Annotated in this window: 16 protein-coding genes; 9 read left to right on the top strand and 7 right to left on the bottom strand. The window is 58.1% G+C overall.

All coding sequences use genetic code 11. The annotated features are described in order from the left end of the window. Window position 1: 1 nt before the first annotated feature. The 5 genes from T370_RS0100530 to T370_RS0100510 all read left to right on the top strand — a co-directional run bounded on the left by T370_RS0100530 (window position 2) and on the right by T370_RS0100510 (window position 4,780). Window positions 2-877, top strand: a complete 876-nt coding sequence (locus tag T370_RS0100530) for an ABC transporter permease (RefSeq protein ID WP_005026443.1) — start codon at window positions 2-4, stop codon at window positions 875-877. Between the two features lie 36 nt (window positions 878-913). Then, window positions 914-1,897, top strand: coding sequence for an ABC transporter ATP-binding protein (locus tag T370_RS0100525; protein ID WP_029434373.1), 984 nt, complete (start codon window positions 914-916; stop codon window positions 1,895-1,897). A gap of 42 nt (window positions 1,898-1,939) precedes the next feature. After that, entirely contained in the window at window positions 1,940-2,959 is a 1,020-nt protein-coding gene (locus T370_RS0100520) for an ABC transporter ATP-binding protein (RefSeq protein ID WP_029434372.1), read from the top strand. A gap of 66 nt (window positions 2,960-3,025) precedes the next feature. Further along, entirely contained in the window at window positions 3,026-3,610 is a 585-nt protein-coding gene (locus T370_RS0100515; protein WP_029434371.1) for a nucleoside deaminase, read from the top strand. A gap of 105 nt (window positions 3,611-3,715) precedes the next feature. Continuing rightward, a complete protein-coding gene (locus T370_RS0100510; protein ID WP_029434370.1) occupies window positions 3,716-4,780 on the top strand; it encodes a TRAP transporter substrate-binding protein in 1,065 nt (354 codons plus the stop codon). 334 nt (window positions 4,781-5,114) lie between these two features. On the opposite strand, the gene T370_RS0100505 is transcribed toward T370_RS0100510, so the two are convergent. Then, on the bottom strand, window positions 5,115-5,474 hold the full coding sequence (locus T370_RS0100505; protein ID WP_005026451.1) for a VOC family protein: 360 nt from the start codon (window positions 5,472-5,474) through the stop codon (window positions 5,115-5,117). Between the two features lie 776 nt (window positions 5,475-6,250). Here T370_RS0100505 and T370_RS0100500 point away from each other — a divergent pair. The 3 genes from T370_RS0100500 to T370_RS0100490 all read left to right on the top strand — a co-directional run bounded on the left by T370_RS0100500 (window position 6,251) and on the right by T370_RS0100490 (window position 11,165). Continuing rightward, a complete protein-coding gene (locus T370_RS0100500; protein WP_005026452.1) occupies window positions 6,251-6,826 on the top strand; it encodes a (2Fe-2S)-binding protein in 576 nt (191 codons plus the stop codon). Between the two features lie 2 nt (window positions 6,827-6,828). Further along, window positions 6,829-8,136, top strand: a complete 1,308-nt coding sequence (locus T370_RS0100495) for a cytochrome c (protein WP_016360813.1) — start codon at window positions 6,829-6,831, stop codon at window positions 8,134-8,136. A gap of 95 nt (window positions 8,137-8,231) precedes the next feature. Then, window positions 8,232-11,165, top strand: a complete 2,934-nt coding sequence (locus T370_RS0100490; RefSeq protein WP_029434369.1) for a xanthine dehydrogenase family protein molybdopterin-binding subunit — start codon at window positions 8,232-8,234, stop codon at window positions 11,163-11,165. A gap of 694 nt (window positions 11,166-11,859) precedes the next feature. Here T370_RS0100490 and arsM read toward each other — a convergent pair. From arsM to T370_RS0100465, 5 genes are all read right to left on the bottom strand, one after another. After that, the gene (arsM, locus tag T370_RS22515) at window positions 11,860-13,086 is read right to left on the bottom strand and encodes an arsenite methyltransferase (RefSeq protein ID WP_034505445.1); all 1,227 of its coding nucleotides are present in this window, start codon (window positions 13,084-13,086) and stop codon (window positions 11,860-11,862) included. A gap of 515 nt (window positions 13,087-13,601) precedes the next feature. Next, window positions 13,602-14,447 (bottom strand): ModD protein, encoded by an 846-nt coding sequence (gene modD / locus T370_RS0100480; RefSeq protein WP_029434367.1) that lies wholly within the window; start codon window positions 14,445-14,447, stop codon window positions 13,602-13,604. After that, entirely contained in the window at window positions 14,444-15,127 is a 684-nt protein-coding gene (locus tag T370_RS0100475) for a molybdate ABC transporter permease subunit (RefSeq protein WP_029434366.1), read from the bottom strand. The genes modD and T370_RS0100475 overlap by 4 nt, the downstream gene beginning before the upstream one ends. A gap of 12 nt (window positions 15,128-15,139) precedes the next feature. Then, window positions 15,140-15,862: a molybdate ABC transporter substrate-binding protein gene (gene modA, locus T370_RS0100470; protein WP_029434365.1), complete on the bottom strand. Its 723-nt coding sequence runs from the start codon at window positions 15,860-15,862 to the stop codon at window positions 15,140-15,142. Between the two features lie 34 nt (window positions 15,863-15,896). Continuing rightward, a complete protein-coding gene (locus T370_RS0100465; RefSeq protein WP_248604179.1) occupies window positions 15,897-16,526 on the bottom strand; it encodes an ATP-binding cassette domain-containing protein in 630 nt (209 codons plus the stop codon). 447 nt (window positions 16,527-16,973) lie between these two features. Here T370_RS0100465 and T370_RS26215 point away from each other — a divergent pair, with 447 nt between their 5' ends. Beyond that, window positions 16,974-17,198, top strand: a complete 225-nt coding sequence (locus T370_RS26215; protein WP_392387474.1) for a 4Fe-4S binding protein — start codon at window positions 16,974-16,976, stop codon at window positions 17,196-17,198. 82 nt (window positions 17,199-17,280) lie between these two features. Here the strand turns inward: T370_RS26215 and T370_RS0100460 are convergent, their stop codons facing one another. Continuing rightward, window positions 17,281-18,729: an amino acid permease gene (locus T370_RS0100460; protein ID WP_016360815.1), complete on the bottom strand. Its 1,449-nt coding sequence runs from the start codon at window positions 18,727-18,729 to the stop codon at window positions 17,281-17,283. Window positions 18,730-18,807 lie beyond the last annotated feature (78 nt).

Genomic DNA, 18,807 nt, shown 5'->3' with positions numbered 1-18,807 from the left:
CATGTCCGAACAAAGCGCCGCTTGGGAATACAAGGAAGAGTCCCCCCTGCGTGAAGCGTGGAAGATGTACCTGCAAAACCGGGCCGCCGTGCTTGGGCTGGTTCTGCTCGGGGCCGTCCTGCTGCTCACTTGCGTGGGCCCGCTGGTCTACCCGGTGGATCCCTTCGAGATGGTCGCTCCGCCCATGAGCGCGCCCGGTGAATATGGCCTGATCTGCGGCAGCGATTACTTGGGCCGCGACATCTTCGCGGGCATCATCGCCGGGGGCAAGGCCACCATGGCGGTGGGCGGCTTCGCCACGCTGGTGACGCTGTGCATCGGCATTACCATCGGGGCGCTGGCCGGATACCGGCAGGGCATCTGGGACGAACTGCTCATGCGGGCCACGGAATTCTTTCAGGTGTTGCCTCCCCTTCTGCTTGCGATGGTTGTGGTGGCCCTGTTCAGCCCCTCGCTGACCAGCGTGGCCGTATCCATCGGCATTGTGAGCTGGCCGCAGGTCGCCCGCGTCACCCGCGCCGAATTCATGCGGATCAAGGAAATGGACTACGTGGCCGCCGCGAGGACGATGGGCGCGGGAAACGCCACCATCATGTGCCGGGTCATCCTGCCCAACGCCATCCCGCCGCTGGTCATCGTGGCCACCCTGACCATTTCGTCGGCCATCCTGTTCGAGTCTGGCCTGAGCTTCCTTGGCCTCGGCGACCCCAACATCATGACATGGGGCATGATCATCGGCTCCAACAAGGATTACATCATGAATTCTTGGTGGGCGGTCACGTTCCCCGGCCTGGCCATTTTCCTTGTGGTACTTGCCATCGGGCTGATCGGCGACGGCATCAACGATGCGTTCAACCCCCGCCTGCGGCGACGCTAGCGCGGCCCGCAAACCGATTTCGAAACGAGGCGAACCATGGAAGATACGTTGCTTGAAGTCAGGGACCTTCAGGTGGAGTTCTCGACGAAGATGGGGATCGTCAGGGTCCTCGACAAGGTGAACCTGAAAGTCGATCCCCGGCAGACCGTGGGCATCATCGGGGAATCCGGGTGCGGCAAAAGCATGATGGCCCTTTCGATCATGGGGCTCGTGCCCATCCCGCCGGGCCGGATCGCCGGAGGCGAAATCCTGTACCGCGGGACCGACCTTCTCACACTGGAGAAAGACGCCATCCTCGACATCCGGGGAAAGCGGATCGCCATGATCTTTCAGGAGCCCATGAACTCGCTGAACCCTGTGTTCACCGTGGGCAATCAGCTCGTCGAGACGCTGCTGCGGCACGAGGACATGACAAGGCGGGACGCGTGGGACAAGAGCGTCGACATGCTCAAGGCGGTGGGTATCCCTTCCCCCGAGAAGCGGATGCACGACTATTCGTTTCAGATGTCGGGCGGTATGCGCCAGCGCGTGATGATCGCCATGAGCCTGTGCCTCGATCCCGACATCCTCATCGCGGACGAGCCCACCACCGCCCTCGACGTGACCGTGCAGGCGCAGATCCTCGACCTGCTGCGGGAGATGCAGGACCGCGTGGGCGCGTCCATCATCATGATCACCCACGATCTGGGCGTGGTCGCGGAGGTGTCCGACAAGGTCGCCGTGCTGTACGCGGGCCGCAAGGTCGAGGAAGGCTCGGTCGAGCAGATTCTGTTCAACCCGCAGCATCCGTATACGAAAGCGCTCAAGGGCTGTATTCCGCACCTCCAGCGGACGCCCACAAGCGGGCGGCACCGCCTGCACGAAATCCCCGGCATGGTGCTCGGCATGGCCGAACTCGGCAAGGACCGCTGTTCGTTCTACGAGCGCTGTCCGTGCGGGAAGCCGGAATGCATGGAGCACAACCCGCCCGCAAAGGCGATCGACGCCGGACATGAAGTGGCCTGCTGGCTCTACAGCTGACGTTGGCCCGTGAAGAGAACACCGTTTACCAAAGGGTGAGCCATGAGCACTGAAAATGAGGGCCTCCTTGAGGTCAGGGACCTGAAGGTTCACTTTCCGCTCCCGAAAAAGTCGCTGTTCGGGGAACGTTCCTACGTGAAGGCTGTGGACGGCGTGTCGTTCCGCGTGCGCAAGGGCACCACGTTCGGCATCGTGGGCGAAAGCGGTTCCGGGAAGACAACCATAGCCAAGGCTGTCATGGGGCTGGTGGGCGTCTCGGGCGGTTCCATCAGGCTGGAGGGCAATGAGCTTGTGGGCATCCCGGAGGATCGGCTCAAGGCTCTGCGCCCCAAGTACCAGATCGTCTTTCAGGACCCGTACTCCTCGCTCAACCCGCGTATGCGCGTGGGCAAGATCGTGCAGGACCCTCTGAATCTTATGGACCTGGGCAGCCACGAGGAACGCGAGGAGCGGGAAAAGGAGGTTTTCGAGCAGATCGGGCTGCATCAGGCGCAGCGGGCGCTGTTCCCGCACCAGTTTTCCGGAGGGCAGCGCCAGCGCATCAGCATTGGCCGGGCGCTGGCGAGCTATCCCGAACTGATCATCTGCGACGAGCCCGTCAGCGCGCTCGACGTGGCCATCCAGGCGCAGATACTCAATCTGTTTATGGACCTCCAGGAAAAGAACAACCTCACGTATTTGTTCATTTCGCATGACCTCGGCGTCGTGCAGCACATGTGCGACGACATCGGGGTCATGTACCTCGGCCGGTTCGCGGAGGTGGCGGACAAGGTGTCCCTGTTCACGTCCCCCGCCCATCCCTACACCTATTCGCTGCTGTCGGTCGTCCCGCAGGTGTCGCGTTCTCCCAAGGGCGGCCGCGTGAAGCTGCTCGGCGATCCCCCGAGCCCCATCGATCTCAAGCCCGGCTGTCGGTTCAACACCCGCTGTCCCTTTGCCGAGGACGTCTGCCGCCATGAGGAGCCGGAACTCAGGAAGATCGGGGACAACCATTTCGTGGCTTGCCATCTGGTCAGGGACGGGCTCGGCCCGCATCAGCGGGGCGGGGAGTGGAAGGCCTGACGGCGGCCCGCGCCGGAACCGGGATTGCGCATCAACGGGGGGATACCCCCATGAAAAGGATTCGTCATGGAAAAGAAAAGACTGACTGTGCACGGCAACGAAGTGACCGACGGGCGTTTTGCGTGGGTGACCCCCGAAAAGGACATCGAGCTGCTCCGCAAGGGCATTCAGGCGGGGTTCAAGTCGCTGGCCTACGGCAACGAGCCGTATGGCTGCGTGCTGGCCGGGCCGTCGGGGGAGCTGCTCCTCGAAGGGCTGAACACCTGCCTCACGGATCACGACCCGACCGCGCACGGGGAACTGAACCTGTGCCGCGAGGCCGCCCAAAAATACGATCCCGAATTTCTGTGGCGGTGTTCGATCTACGTGCCCGGCAGCCCGTGCAGCATGTGCACCTGCGCCATTTTCTACACGAATATCGGGCGTATCGTTCATGCCACGAGCATCTACGACAAGCAGGACTACACTGTGATGGATCTGCCTTATCTCGGGCTGTCTCCGCTGGAAATCCTGCGGCGGGGCAACAAGGACATCGTGATCGACGGCCCCTATCCCGAACTGGCTGAAGAGTGCATGAAGAAGTTTGAGCATTTCGATCCCTCGGGCATCGAGTTCTACGCCAAAAGCGCCCATCATCTCATGAAACGATAGGCCCTAGCTTTGGAAGGGACACCCCGGCACTGCGGGCGTTCCCGGATCTTGGAGAAACGGGCCCTCCGTCCGGCGGGACGGGACAACCCTTGGGGAGAGTATGTTATGAAACGATGCGCGATGGTCCTTCTTGCCTGCGCGGCGCTGGCCGGCTTTGTATCGGGGCGGGCCGTGGCCGCCATTCCGGTCAAGGTGGCTTCCTCGGTCGGCACGAGCGAACAGAACTACGTCAACGTGACCTACGGGAAGCTGGTCGAACTGGCCCAGAAATATTCGGGCGGCGCCTTCGAATTTCAGCTGTATCCCGACATGCGGCTTGGGGACGAACAGAAGACCGTCCGCGCGCTCCAGCACGGCGATATCCAGATGTCCGTGCTGGCGACGAATAACTTCATGCCGTTCGCGCCGTCCTGCGGCTGGCTGAACATGCCGTACCTGTTCGGCTCGCTGGAGGAATTCCGCAAGCTGGTCGATCTGATGTGGGACCAGCACAACGCGTGGGCGGTCAAGGAGAGTGGGGCGCGCGTCCTCGCCATCGTGGACATCGGCTATCGGCAGCTGACCACGGACGCGGCCCATCCCGTCCGCAATCTCGCCGACGCCCGGGGGCTGGCCGTGCGCACACCGCAGAACGCGCTGGCGGTCTCCGCCTTCAACGCCCTTGGCTTCAAGCCGCACCCCGCGTCCTTCGCGGACACCTACGGTATGCTCGCCAAGGGAACCGTCAACGGGCAGGAGGGCTGTTTCAACAACGTGGTGACCATGAAGTTCGCGGATCACCAGAAGTACGCCACCTGCATCAACTATGCGGTCCACAGCGCCAACATCATCGTCAATGAGGAATGGCTTCAGGGCCTGCCTGAACAGGCCCGCGACGCACTGATCCGCGCGGGCCGGGAAGCGATGGCCTACGAGCGGACGAAGGTTTCCCAAATGCTTGTCGCGGACGACAGGGCCTTGCAGGAGCAGGGCATGGAACTGCTCGGCGTGGTGGAGGATCTCTCCGAGTGGACCCGCCTCGGGCGGACTTCGTGGCTCAAATGCTATGACGTGCTCGGGTATGGCAACGCCGACAAGGGCAAGGCGATCATGGCGGTGGTGCTTTCCAAGAAGGAAGCACTGGCCAACGCGTGGGAGGACTGGCTCAGGCAGCCGCCCGCGACGCGCTGAGCCGCCTGCGAAACGCCATACAAAAAGCGGAGCCTCAGAGGTTCCGCTTTTTTGTGCCTTGGTAGAGATGGGCTCCTTAATGTCTTGTACACCATCCCATGCTGTGGCTGTCCAGAGGCCTGTCTTGGGGCTGAGCTTGGCGCTGTTTCAGTTGAGGCGGGGTCCGGGATGCGGCCCACGGCGCGCGTCAGGTATTCGAGGGTGCTATTGATGTGTATAAAATTACAATGCATTTCCTCTTGGTGCCCCTCGGCTCTCCAACAAGAGAGACTCTGGAACGGATATGAGGCCGCCCGACATGGAAACACAGGGGCGGCCTCATGGGTGAACGGGATCAGGCTTCTATGAGTTCGAGCATCAGGTTTTCAGGGCCTCGGACGAAGGCGACGCGGTTCTGATTGGCGGGCATGGACGCCAGCGTACAGCCAAAGCCCTTGACCAAGGATTCCACGCTGGTCTCGAGATGCGGCACATACACCCCCACATGCTCGTAGCCGACCTGGCCGGATTGCAGCTCCTTGGCCTGCGGGATTTCCTTGAAATAGATTTCCAGTCCTCCGAAGCGCATGATCGCACCCGGATCGTCCCCGAAAGTACGGTATTCGACGAATTCCGCACCGAGCGCCTCGCGCCAGAAGCGGATCATTTTTTCCATATCCCGGCATATGACATGCAAATGTGCCAACGTATACATGGCTTCTCCTTGGTGTTGGGGGAGGGCGACGGGTTCCCTGCCGGAAAAGGTGGGAAGGCAGAATTCCATCCCATGAAATTCCGAGGCGTCGCGTGTTGTTGAGGCAGGTCCTGTGGGATCCGGCAGCCTCTGATGCGCGTTGGGCATCCGCCTGATGCCGCAGGCGGGCCGTTCGTATGCCTTGTTTATGGATGGTGGTCAATGGTCTGTCCAATAAATTATCTTACCTTTAACCTTCATGCAAGGCCTTCTTTGCTGGCTGTGGGCGGATAAATCCGTCCGCGCGGGGAAAAGAGAGGCTGTGACGGCAAAAAAGCCTTGAAGGATACATGGATGGGATGGAGGGTAGGGAGAACGGAAAGATTTCCGTTCGTGTGGGAGGACAGGGCAAAATCGTGAAAGCTGCGGAAACCGGAGCTTGCACGTTCCGTGCCCGATAGTGGGGCAGGGGTAGCGTTCGGCTCGGGAAGCGCTGACGGCTGCGAGTTCCATTCCGAAGGGGATCCGCTCCAGCAGATGCGGAGTTGATTTGTATTATAGTAAAAATATCAAGTATATAATATTGATATCCCCCCAAAGCCCCTCTACATTTCACAGAATGGATTCTCACACTGTCGGCTTCAGTGTGCTATCCGGCGAAAAAGCACGTCCCCTTTTTATCCGAAGCCCGCTCACTGAAAAAACGGAACAGGATTGGGCATCAGGCGGATTGCTCCGAATCGGGACATGGCTTCAGGCCCGAGTTTTTCATCACACCCCAAAAAAGGAAAAGGCTCATGAGCGGCGAAACGATGACGGCTGAGATTGAAAAAAGGCCATTGAGCATGATTGTAAACGGCAAGGAGGTCGGCCCGATCGATGTGCCGGTCGGAATGCCGATGATCGATTTTTTACATCACTATCTCAACTTGACCGGCACACATTTCGGCTGTGGGCAAGGTGTCTGCCATGCCTGCACCGTCCTCGAAGTGCAGCCGGACGGGAGGCTGGTCGACACCCGGACCTGTATAGCCAATGCCCATGCTTTCAACGGCAAGACAATCATCACTATCGAAGGCCAGGCAAAAACGGACGCAGAGGGCAATGTCACGGAACTGACGCCGATTCAGAAAGCTTTCATCGAAAAATTTTCGTTCCAGTGCGGCTATTGTACACCCGGTTTCGTCGCGGGCGCGACCGCATTTATCGATCGCCTCAAGCATGAGCCGGTCAAGCGTGCCGATCTGGAGAGCGCAATCGAGGACGCCCTCAATGATCATATTTGCCGCTGCACGGGGTACGTGCGGTATTACGAAGCCGTGCGCGATGTCGCCCTCGCCACGCCCGGCTGTGTGATCGGCTCGGTGGATTAGCTATGAAAAACACTATAATGCGCAATTGGATTGTAGCCATCGTCGTCATTGCCGTGGTAGCGGCGCTTGTCGTTTTATCCGGCCTGTTCCGGACATCAAGCGTAGCTCCGCAGGCGCAGCAGACTCTTTCGCCCGAACGGATGCAAACCCTGATCCCGCGTGGCCGCGAGCTGGCCTTGGCGGGAGACTGCTTCGGTTGCCACTCGATGCCGCAGGGGCCGATGGGAGCTGGCGGTCTGGCGATAGCGACGCCGTTCGGTACGCTCTATTCGACCAACATCACACCGGACAAACAGTACGGCATCGGCAATTACACGCGTGCCGATTTCCATCGCGTAATGCGGGACGGCATCGCGCCGGGCGAGCGCAATCTCTATCCGGCCATGCCCTTTGTCTTCAGTCATATAACGACGCCCGACGACATTGACGCGCTCTATGCCTACAACATGAGCATCCCGGCCATGCCAATCGCCAATAAGTCCAATACGGGCGTGTTCGTGCTGCCGGTGCGTCCGTTCATGGACTTCTGGACGCTGTTGAACTTCCCCGACCGTAAGGTTCTGCGGAATGACCAGCGCTCCGCCGAATGGAACCGGGGAGCCTATCTCGTCGAAGGGTTGGCGCATTGCGGCTCGTGCCACTCGCCGCGCAATTTCATGATGGGCGTTGAATTCTCCCGATCCTTGCAGGGCGGTGAGGTGGACGGGGTGGTTGTCCCCGATATTACCGCAGCGGCGCTTGCCAAGCGGGGCTTCGACGTCCCCACGCTGAGCACCTATCTCGCCACGGGGATGGCACCGCAGGGCACCTCTTTCGACAGCATGTACACGGTCACGCATTTTTCGACCAGTGCGATGGAACCGGAGGACGTCAAGGCGGTCGCCATCTATCTGCTCACCGGCAAGGACGGCAAGCTGGCGCTGCCCGCCGCGTCTCCCGTACCGTTGCCGCAAGCCGCCGTTCCTAAAAACGGTACGCCCATGGCTGCGGGCCGATTGGCCTATATGGCGTCGTGTGCGGGCTGCCACGGCATGGAGGGTGAGGGCATTCCTAATGTCAGTCCGGCTATGAAGGGCAATGCGGCGTTGGCGATGGACAACCCGCAGACGATCATCAATGTCGTCCTCAACGGCACTCCCACACAGATATTCAAGAACGGAGAGCGGATGTACGCCATGCCGCCCTTCGCCCACCGCCTGAATGCCCCCGAGGTTGCCGATCTCGTGACCTGGATCAGAGCGGAATGGGGCGGCCAGACCGTACCGGTGACGGTGGAGCAGGTAAGCGCTCAGGAAACCGCGGTAAAATAAACGGAACAACGGACGGGCCTGCCACAAGGTGTGGCCGTCTTCTTTCATGACGCTTGCAGGTTCTTACGCAAAGGGATTTCGAACTGGAGAAAACGATGACGATGTATAGTTCTCGACGCCAGTTTATCAAACTTGGCATGTTTTTCGGTATTTCCGTGATGATCGGGCGCTTGCCCGATGCCCATGCGCTCGAAGTGCATTCGGGACCCAGTCCGTTGGACTGGATGTCGCCGGACGGCAAGGCCCGTTACCGGTGGGACGCCTTGCGCAAAGTGACCGGACAGAAGACGTTCGCGCGGGACTTTCGCGCACGCGATCTGTCCGGTTGGCCCAAGGAGCAAGCCCACGCATTCTTCATCAAGGCAACGCGGGCCGACCGGATATTCGAGGGCGTGGACTTGAGCCTTCTGGGGCCGAAATTGCAGCCTGACCGCCTCGTCCTGCATGAAGAACTCTTCGGCGACGGCGTGACCGTTCCGCAGCCGGAAAGTCTGGCAGCCGGGTTCTATGGCAAAAACTTTCTGGTTCCCAAAGGGCAGACGCCGCCTCTGATCGGACATCCGGTGGCGCTTCTGGTGTACCACGATTTCGATCGCTTTGAGGCGGCGAAGCGGATGCTGCGTTTTGCGCAGGATGTCGTGAAGTACGGCGCCGCCACCGGCCCGAATACGCCGCCCAATTACGGTGCGGCACGCTATGTCCGGATCGGCGGCGATACCCCGGCCTCGTCGTCTGTCTATTCGCCGATGCAGGATGCCATCATCTGGGGCGCTTTTGACGGCAATAATCCGGTGTGGCCGCCGGAATCTCCGACCGGAGTGTTCGTACCGACCTCTGTGATGTTGAAACAGCGGGGTGGCGGCGGGGTGCGCGATCCGCTTACGGTCGCACGCGAAACCTATGAACCGATGCGGCGCGGCATGGATGCGGCTGCGGATATCGAAAAGGCCATCGAAGCGGCGCGCAAGGATGAAAGCAAGCTTGTACTGGACCGGAGCGGGTTCTCGCAATCGATCGACCCATGCGCGTTGGAGGCCGACAACGGCAATGCGTGGTATGACGCAAAGACGCGCACGCTGCATCTGATCGTGGGCGCGCAGTCGCCTTATGAGGTCGCTCGGGTCGCGGCGCTGATGGTTAAGGACAACAAGCGATTCCCGGTCGAGACGATCAAGCTGCTTTCGGGCACCACCGTCGGGTACGGCTCCAAGGACCATTCGCTTTTCCCGTTCTACGCCATCGCTGCGTGTTTTTATGGAGATGGGCTGCCGGTGCGGCTGGCCAACGACCGCTACGAACAGTTCCAGCTCGGCATAAAGCGCCACTCGGTCGAAATGGATGTAACGATCGTTGCCGACCGCAAGAGCGGCAAGTTTGAGATCCTGAAGGTGTTCTACAAGTTCAATGGAGGCGGCCGCGCGAATTTTTCCTTCTCGGTCGCTCAGGTGGGTGCCACCGCAGCGCAGTCGATCTATTATTTCCCGAAATCCGATCTTACGACCGTCGCGCTTGCGACACCCGCAGTCGAAGCGGGGTCGATGCGCGGTTACGGCACCCTTCAGGCCATGAGCATCACGGAGCTGATGGTCGACGAACTCGCCGTTGAGCTGGGTATGGACCAGATCGAGCTCCGCCGCCGCAATGCATTGCAGGCGGGCTTTGAAAACACGCAGGGAGCCCAGCCGCTGGGCGAGCTGAACAATATTGAAATGCTCGATCTTGCGGCAAAGCATCCTCTGTGGGTGAACCGTGAGAAAGCCAAGGCCGATTTTGATAAGGCCAATCCCGGCAAGCGGTACGGCGTCGGCTTCGCGCAGGTACAGAAGGATTACGGCACGGGTGCGGATACCAGCGCGCTGGCGCTGGAATTTGATGCTGACGGCAAGGTGCGGATGCGCCACTGCGTGCAGGAGATCGGCACCGGCGCGACTACGGCGCAACAGGTCATCGTCCGCGACATGCTGGGCAAGGCTCCCGACTTTGTCGAATTTGGTGTTGCGGAGTTTGCGGAACTGCCAATGGTCAGTAATTGGGAACCCTATTCGACGACGCAGGAACAGCAGGATGAATTTCAGAAGAATCCCTACTGGGTGCCGTTCATGCTGCCGGCAATGAGTGCCTCCAACAGTGCCTATTTCATAGGTTTCGGCACGCGGCAGGCGGCGAGGTTCTTGTTTGAACATACCCTTTGGCCGGCTGCGCGCGCCATCTGGAGCGAGGGGCCGGCTGGCGGGCAGATTGCCAGCGCCCGTATGACGTTGAGTGACCTGCGCGTCGTCGAAGGCGGCATCGGTGGCGGCGGGATGGAGACGCTCTCATTCGAACGGGTTGCCCGGAAAGCCCATGAGATGGGTCTGGTGACAGGAGTTGCCCTGCACTGTTTCAGCCGCTGGGAATGGACGACGGCGACATTCGATATTCCGACGATCGGCTCGATCAGCGTAGCGGCGGACGTCATTTCGGTGCGTTACGGCGATGGTGCCGCGCCGGAACTCAAGCGGCGTATGACCACCGGCGGCTATGACTTCATCAAGAGAAGCAGCGTGAACTATCCTGCCGTTCAGCGCAATAATGCCGGTGTGACGACCTATACGCCCGCTGCCTGCATCGTCGAACTCAACGTCAACACCTTCACGGGCGAGATAGAAATCATGCGCCACCACAGTTTGGTCGACAGTGGCCAAATGATCGTGCCGGAACTCGTATCCGGCCAGTTGCAGGGCGGTTTGGCAATGGGCATCGGGCACGCCTTGATGGAGGAATTACCGCTCTATGAAGACGGGCCGGGCAACGGAACGTGGAACTTCAATCGCTACACGCTGCCACGGGCCAAAAATGTCGCTGTCTGGAACCAGACGGCCGATTATCTTGCGCCGCTGTCTGAAACCTCACCGACCAGAGGGCTGGGGGAGGTGGTGATGGTGCCGATAATCGCCGCAACCGGCAACGCCATCGCCCATGCCATCGGCAAGCGCTTCTATCAGCTCCCCGTGACGCCGGAAAAGATCAGAAAGGCTCTGGCGTTGTAAATGCACATTGAAACAGTGGATGTCGAGAGCGGTTGACGTGACAAATAGATTGCGTCTCTTGGTATCAGATATCCTCTCAGACATCTGAGCTGTGAGATTCGCTTGTGCATCCTGGCTGCAACGGCACTTTGTGCGGACGATGTGGATCTGAAGTTGCTTTCTTTTGACTGAGCGAGTGTTATTATCTGGCTATATTTATTATGCTACAAAACAAAGGAAGGGTAAATCGAGTATCTATAAATAGTGTTAGAAACTTTACTGCTACAGACAGTCGTTATGCCACAGGCATGAATACTGTTCATGCCTGTGGCATAACTTTATTTCTCTGTCAGCCTGTAGCCGTACCGATAAACGATCCGCTACGCTTTGGCCAACAGAATGTTCTATTGGATTCTTGCAGGAAGCAGTTATAAGTGTTATTGTTGACTATATAGATTGATCATCTACGATGGACATCGTATTTATACGATATAATTATTTAATATAGAAATAGTTTTTTATGAGTACTACTACCAGATGTTATAAAAATAAGATCTATTAAAGCTACACATGGTTTCTCTTCCTCACTTGTGCCAAAAACGGGTGCAAGTAGAGGAAGACGTTTACTGGTGTATTCGGGATTCATACATTTCCCCACAAAAAAGCCCCTTGAGCCGGAAACGCAAGGGGCTGAGCGGTTAATTTAGCTTTTTGGTTATTTTCGGGCTTCGATGGACAGGCTGACCACATAGTCGGCCATTTCCTCTCCTTGCGGAAGCGTTTCCGCTATTTGTTTGTACAGAGGATCGTTCCAGTCCTGCATATTCCGCACATAGTCGGGCTTGGGCGTCAGCACTATGGATGTGAACCCCGCTTTTTCGAGCAGCGCCTTGGTTTCTTCGACCAGAACCGCGCCAGCCACGCAGCCGACGAGAGCAGCGGCCATGTCCCGGACATTGTCGGGAAGAGGTTTCAGCAGCGCAAGGTCGGAAACGGACACCTTGCCCCCGGATTTCAATACACGGTATATTTCCCGCCAAACCTTCGGTTTGTCCGGGGAAAGGTTGATCACGCAGTTGGAAAGCACCACGTCAACGCTGTTGTCAGGTACGGGAAGGCATTCGATTTCGCCAAGACGAAACTCCACATTGTCCAAGCCAGTGCGCTGGCGGTACTGCCCAATATTTTTTCGAGCTTTGGCAAGCATCTCCGGCGTCATGTCCACACCGATAACCCTGCCAGATGCCTTCACCTTTTCGCCAGCCTGAAACACGTCAAAGCCGCCTCCGCTGCCAAGGTCCACAACGGTCTGTCCTTCCCGCAACGCAGCGATGGCAACGGGGTTACCGCAGGAAAGCCCCATATTCGCGCCATCCGGCAGCTTGGCTAGAGACTCGGCATCATATCCTACGGCTGCCGCCAAACGGGCAGGATCGGCCTGGCTGCCGCGCTGGCTGGAGCAGCAACAAGAACGCTGGCCGGTGGCAATGGCCGCGTATCCGGCTCGTACGGTTTCCTTCACGTCTTCGCTGCTTTTTGTTTTATCCGCTGTATCCATAGTCGTTATCTCCGTGTCATACGTTTGTTTTTGGCAATAAACCGATAAAAATTCCGGTTCGATACCGCCTTCCGCCAAGTACGGCTGGCAGTGGGCAGAATTGCCGGAACAACATTCGGACGCGAGGTAGGCTATGGTTTCCAGCATCAATGGAATGTTGGCCCTATAGCGGGTATTACGGCCTTCACGTTCCATACTGACGAGCCCGCTGTACATGATGTTTTTCAGGTGGAAGGAAAGATTCGTCTTCGGTATATCCAGCATCTGGGAAATCTCACCGGCAACCAAACCTTCCGGGGCATACTTGACCAATAACCGGAAAATGGAGAGCCGTACTTCCGAAGCCAGGACTTCAAAGATTGTGGTGGCTGTTTTGATTTTCATAGTTCTATTATTCAACATCAATTGAACAGTGTCAAGATGTGCTCTATTTTTTGATGGCGGTCGAGTCGCACGTTTTAATGGCAGCATAAAAACGCATTTTCGAAAAAGGGGCTCTTTCCACGTCTTCCGTTTCGGCTTTGGCTGGCTAAACCCGATGCTTGAGCGCGCTACGCCCCAGAGTGAGCCGAGGTCTGGGGAACCATTCCCACGCAGAAAAGGCCCTGAAGATCGGGCCTTTGGGAGCGTACAGCCGAATCAGGTCGGGTACACTAATACTATGTTTGTAACATGATAAAATAGAAGGACAACACCAAAGGAATCCCTTGAGGTGTTGCCCTGTGCTTTCTTTATGAAATACGGATGATATAAAACACACTTATGGCTTTGCACGGAGCAGACAGCGCATACAGACATGATCCAGTGCCGTCTCGGTACCGTCCGTGTAGTCCGTGGAATAGCCTCTCTTCGTCCGAAGGTTCCGCTTACAGCCCGTATGGATGCCGCCCCCGAAAGCGTTACGCGCTGACGACCATCTTGATGTCGGCGGGCTTGCCGAAATAGGCCCATGTCGTCACCAGCACGTCCACCCCGGTCGCTGCGACAGCCTCCGCGTTTTCACCGGTCACGCCTCCGGCGGCGAGCACCTGAACGGCGGCGTTGACGGCCTTGACCCCGCGTACCGTTTCTTCAAGATCCGCACAGGTAAAACGTTCGCATTGGATGGAATCGATGCCCGCGCGTGCCAGCAGGAGGGCTTCCTCCGGGGTGGCGACTTCCGCGCCCAGCTTCTGTTCCGGAAACGCCTTGCGGCACTCGGACACCCGGGCGGCGAATCCGTCGAGCCCGCCCGCGAAGACACGATGCTGATCAAAAACCAGCAGGGAATCCGAAAGCCCGAACCGATGCGCGATGGCTCCGCCAGCTTGCGCCGCCGCAAGCGAAAGCCGTTTGGTCCCAGGGAAATGCTTGCGGGTAACGGCCAGCTGCACATGGGGATTGGCCTTGCGCGCGCTTTCCAACATGCCCGCTGCGCGGGTTGCGATGCCGGATGAATATTCCATGACGTTCTGCGCGATTTTGAGGCTCCGGTGGATGGCCCCCGCCGAGCCTTCGGCGCGCAAAAACACCTGCCCCGCCTCCAGCCGATCGCCGCTGGCGGCTTCGCACGCAACCCGGCACCCCGAAGACTCCAGAAGCCGCGCGGCGACCTCCACGCCCGCCACGACACAGGCGGCTTTGGGATGGCACGTCAAAAGCCCCGGTTCGCGCCCGATGCCCAATGCCTCCACGGTCAAATCCATGTACGGACAGTCTTCTTCCAGCAGTTCGTCGATGAAGCGCTGGCTGATGTGAAAACTCATGCCTTCCTCCGTTGCAGTTGATCGATGGCGAGATACAGACACAGGCTGATGCAGGCGAGCAGGACGCACAGCGCCGTGGCCCGCTCGAAGTCGCCGCGCGAAACGGCATTGAACACTTCAAGCGACAACGTGTTCGTCCGTTGCGCGATGTTGCCTCCGAGCATGAGCGAAATGCCCACTTCGCCGAAAGAGCGCGTTACGCCGAGCAACAGCCCCACGACAAGGCTGGTGCGGATCAGCGGAATGACCACGAGAAAAAAGGCGGTTATCGGACCGGCACCGGTCACGCGCGCCGCTTCCGTGAGCTTGCGTACCGTTTCACTGCCGAGCGCCGCCTGGACGGGTTTGATGACCAGAGGCAGCCCCGCGATGTAGGCCGCCAGCACGACCGCCGCCTGAGAAAAAATCAGCCGGACCCCGAACAGCCGCTGGAGCGGCTCCCCAAGCCCGGTCTGCCCCAAGGCCATGAGCAGCAGGTAGCCGAGCGCGATGGGCGGAAACACCAGCGGCAGCGTCACAACAAAATTGAGCGTCCGGCGAAACGGCGCTTTCGGCGACCTCGCCCAGAGAGCCAGCGGAACCGCCGTGATGAGGTGCAGGGCCAGACACACGGCGGCAACCTTCAAGGTAAGCCACACCGAAAACAGTACTTCCTCGTCGTGCAACAGTTCGCCGAGCACGTCGGTTCCCGGTTATGGACGCAGCCCGTGCTTGGCGTAAACGGATCGGGCCTTGTCGGATTGGAGGAACGTCAGAAACGCCTCGACTTCGGGGTCCTTCTCCGCGCCTTTGACCACCGCCGCGACCATTTCGATGGGATCGTAACCGGACTGGATGTCTATAGAGCCTCCGATGGACTTACCCTGCGCCTTGACGACCGCCGTATTGACGAACCCGGCGTCCAGTTCGCCCGTGGTCAGATAGGAAAACACCTGCGGCACGGTGGAAAACATCCGCAGCTTGTCCTTCAGCTGTCCACGCAGGCCGCTTTGGGTCAGGAATCGCTCAGCGGCCTTTCCGTAAATGGCGCCCTTCTTGTCGGGATAGCCGATGGACTGGATTTTCGGATTTTGGAGGTCCTGCGGCGATTCCACATTCAGGCCCTTTTTCCACGCCAGCACAAGCACGGCGGTGCCCAAAGGCTGAAACGAAGCGAAAGAGACGTCCGAGTCCTCCAGGGTCTGCCTGTCCGAAACGAATACGGAAACCCCGCTTCCGGCCTTGTACTGGGCCAGCGACTGCCCGATGGTGCCGCTGTAGACCTCGGTCAGCTGTTTGCCGGACTCTTGCTTGTACAGCGCGCAGAGTTCGGAAAGCATTTTTTTGTAGCCCATCCCCGTGGTCACGGCTGTCTCGGCCAAGGCCGGTACGACGCTCAGGCCCAACATGACCAGCGCCAGAATCCATCGTTTCATTGCAGTTCCTCCCTGTGCGGCAATCACCGCGAGTTCAGTAGTCCGTCAGTTTGCCGTCTTCAATGTTCAGAACGCGATCCGCCAGAAAACGGCGCTCCGCGTCCGAATGGGTCACATACAGGATGGGTACGCCGAACCGTTCCGGGATCGCCTTGACGTAGGCCATGATTTCTTCTCGTTTGCCCCGATCCAGCCCCGTCAACGGTTCGTCCATGAGCAGCAGCTCGGGACAGGCCAGCAGGGCGCGCCCCACGGCGACACGCTGTTTTTCGCCTCCGGACAGATCGGAAGGCGTGCGGTGCAACAGCCGTCCCAGACCCAAAAGCGCGACCACGTCTTCGAACGATACCCCGGACGGGCCCCGGAACCGCCGCCCGAACAGCATATTCGAGCGCACGGACAGATGCGGGAACAGCCGGACGTCCTGAAAAACATATCCGAGCCGCCTCCGTTCGGGCGCGAGGCATACGCCCCGTTCCGCATCGAACCAGACTGCCTCACGGCAGGCGATCCTCCCTGCATCAGGGCGAAGCAACCCGGCAAGGCATTGCAGTAAGGTGGTCTTACCCGAACCGGACGCCCCCCACAGTACCGTGATGCCGTGGGAAGCGAGCACAAAAGAAACCTGAAGCGCGAATGCTTCAAGTTGTTTCTGGATGGACACCTGCAACACCCGCATGCTCCGAAAAAAGTCTTTCCTTGCTAACATGCCATAAGAGGACGGAAAAACAATCCGGGTAGGTTTTCGTCAGAATTCGTGACTCAGAGAAGGGAAAGGGAAGCGTGTGACGCCCTTGAGAATCGGCCACAGTCTTCTGGAACCGTCCAAGTACCCTAGCCCTTCACAGAATTTTTTGATGATGCCATAGCCATTTTCCATAACTGGGGAACGTACCTGTACAGTGCCCGCACCGACAAGCATGGACTCCACAGCCTCTTGCCATTCATAGACACCGCCGTTTCAGCGGACATTGATACAATTTCAATATTATGTTGCGATCGGCAGCGTTTGCTACTCAACATGAACCCCTTCGTGTCTTTATTGTGACGATATGCACAAATTTTACGGCATGTCGCTGGCTCTCGATGACAACAAGTCCGTTGTGACCCTATGCAAACAAGGAGGAAAGCGGTGATCAACTCTATTGATGTTTCCAAATGCACTGGTTGCGGCACCTGTTTTAAAACCTGCGGCCTTGATGTGTTCCGCTTGGATACGGAGCACCCCGTGTTGTCTCCCTGCATGGCCAAATGTCCGGCAGGTACTGTCCATCACTACCGAAAAAGAGCCCCCCAACAGTGTTTACTGCACTGTTGGGGGGGCTCCTTCGAATGAAGTGGGACAAACTTTTACCCAAAGGGAGGTCCTGTCCTTGGGGAAGACGTTAGCCGCACTTTAACTCCTTAATATCTACTCGCTATAGTTTTACAATTCCCCGCATAAAAAGATAGAGCGAGAACAAAGCTACAAGTACGAGCAGCACCAAAAGTACTTTTTCATATTTCAGGAACATGGGGTTCTGATCAGGATGTTGTTTCCGGCTCCAGATATAGACAGGGATACCGATGGCGATAAACACCGATGCCATAAGCAAATAGTGCAGACCAGCAGCGTAAATGAGCCAAAGCCCATAGGCCGACCCTAGAAAGCCGCAGGCCAGCGCTGAAGCGCGTCCGGTTGCGGCCCCCTGGGGATATTGGCCATCCTCGCACGTTTTCCACAAGAAAAGCGTGGAGATGAGATAGGCGGGCAAAACCATGACAGCCGTGATGCTCAGCATCATATTCCAAGCATTGTTGGAAAAATAGACAAGCAGGAGCGCGAGCTGCATGAGCGCGCTTGTCACCCACAAGGACACGGAAGGCGCACCGTTGGCGTTTTCCCTAGAGAACTGGCGTGGAAAGGTTCCGTTTTTTGCCGCGGCAAAAGGCATTTCCGCTGTGATCAATGTCCAGGCAAGCCAGCTGGCCAGAACCGCAATGATCAACCCAATGTTCATAATCCAGCTTCCCCATGTCCCTACGGCCCGTTCCAGTACACCGGCAGTGGAAGGCGTAGGCACGGCGGCCAGTTCCTGTTGGGTCATAAATCCAAAGGGCAATACCGACAACAGGACATATACAATGAGGCAGCCAACAAAACCCATGATCGTGGCCTTGCCTACGTCATCTTGGCTCTGGGCCCGATCTGAAAGGACCACAGCACCTTCAATCCCGATAAAGGCCCAAAGTGTAACCAGCATGGTACTCTTTATCTGAGCACCGAGCCCACCTAAATGCTGTCCATTGTCCACCGCCAGCTTGCCGAAGAAGTCGAAATCGAACTTATCGATATGAAAAACGAAAATCATAATAATGATAAACACGAACAACGGAATGAGTTTGCCGATCGTACCTATGGTATTGATCACGGCAGCCTGCTGTGTCCCGCGCAGTACCACAAAATTGAATAGCCAAATCAGGATGGATCCGCCGATGATGGCGTATATGGTATTGCCGCCGGCGAAATAGGGCGGGAAGAAATAGTTGAGGGCATCCATGGTGATGACTGCGTAGCCTACGTTGCCGAAAATCTGGCACAACCAGTATCCCCAAGCGATGAGGAACCCAACGAAAGAACCGAACCCCTCTCGGCCATACATGTAGATCCCCGCTTTGAGATCCGGTCGGATGTCGGAAAGGATGCGAAAGGAATTCGCCAGGAAAAACATTCCGATACCCGTCACGACCCAAGCGATGATCACAGCCCCTACCGAAGCCTGGGCTGCCATATTCTGGGGCAGGCTATAAATGCCACCCCCCACCATTGAACTCACCACCACACTGGCAAGCGCGATCACACCTAATTTTTTGGTATTATTCGCCATACCCCGCTCCTGTTCACTGACAATCTGTTCCATTTTGCCCGGACCGCCGCCCTGATCTGGCGGTCCGGGATCGGCTAT

This window comes from Bilophila wadsworthia ATCC 49260 (assembly GCF_000701705.1).
Lineage (GTDB): Bacteria > Desulfobacterota > Desulfovibrionia > Desulfovibrionales > Desulfovibrionaceae > Bilophila > Bilophila wadsworthia.
Note: the sequence above shows the minus strand (reverse complement) of the source record. Positions and strands in the feature narration are given on the sequence as shown.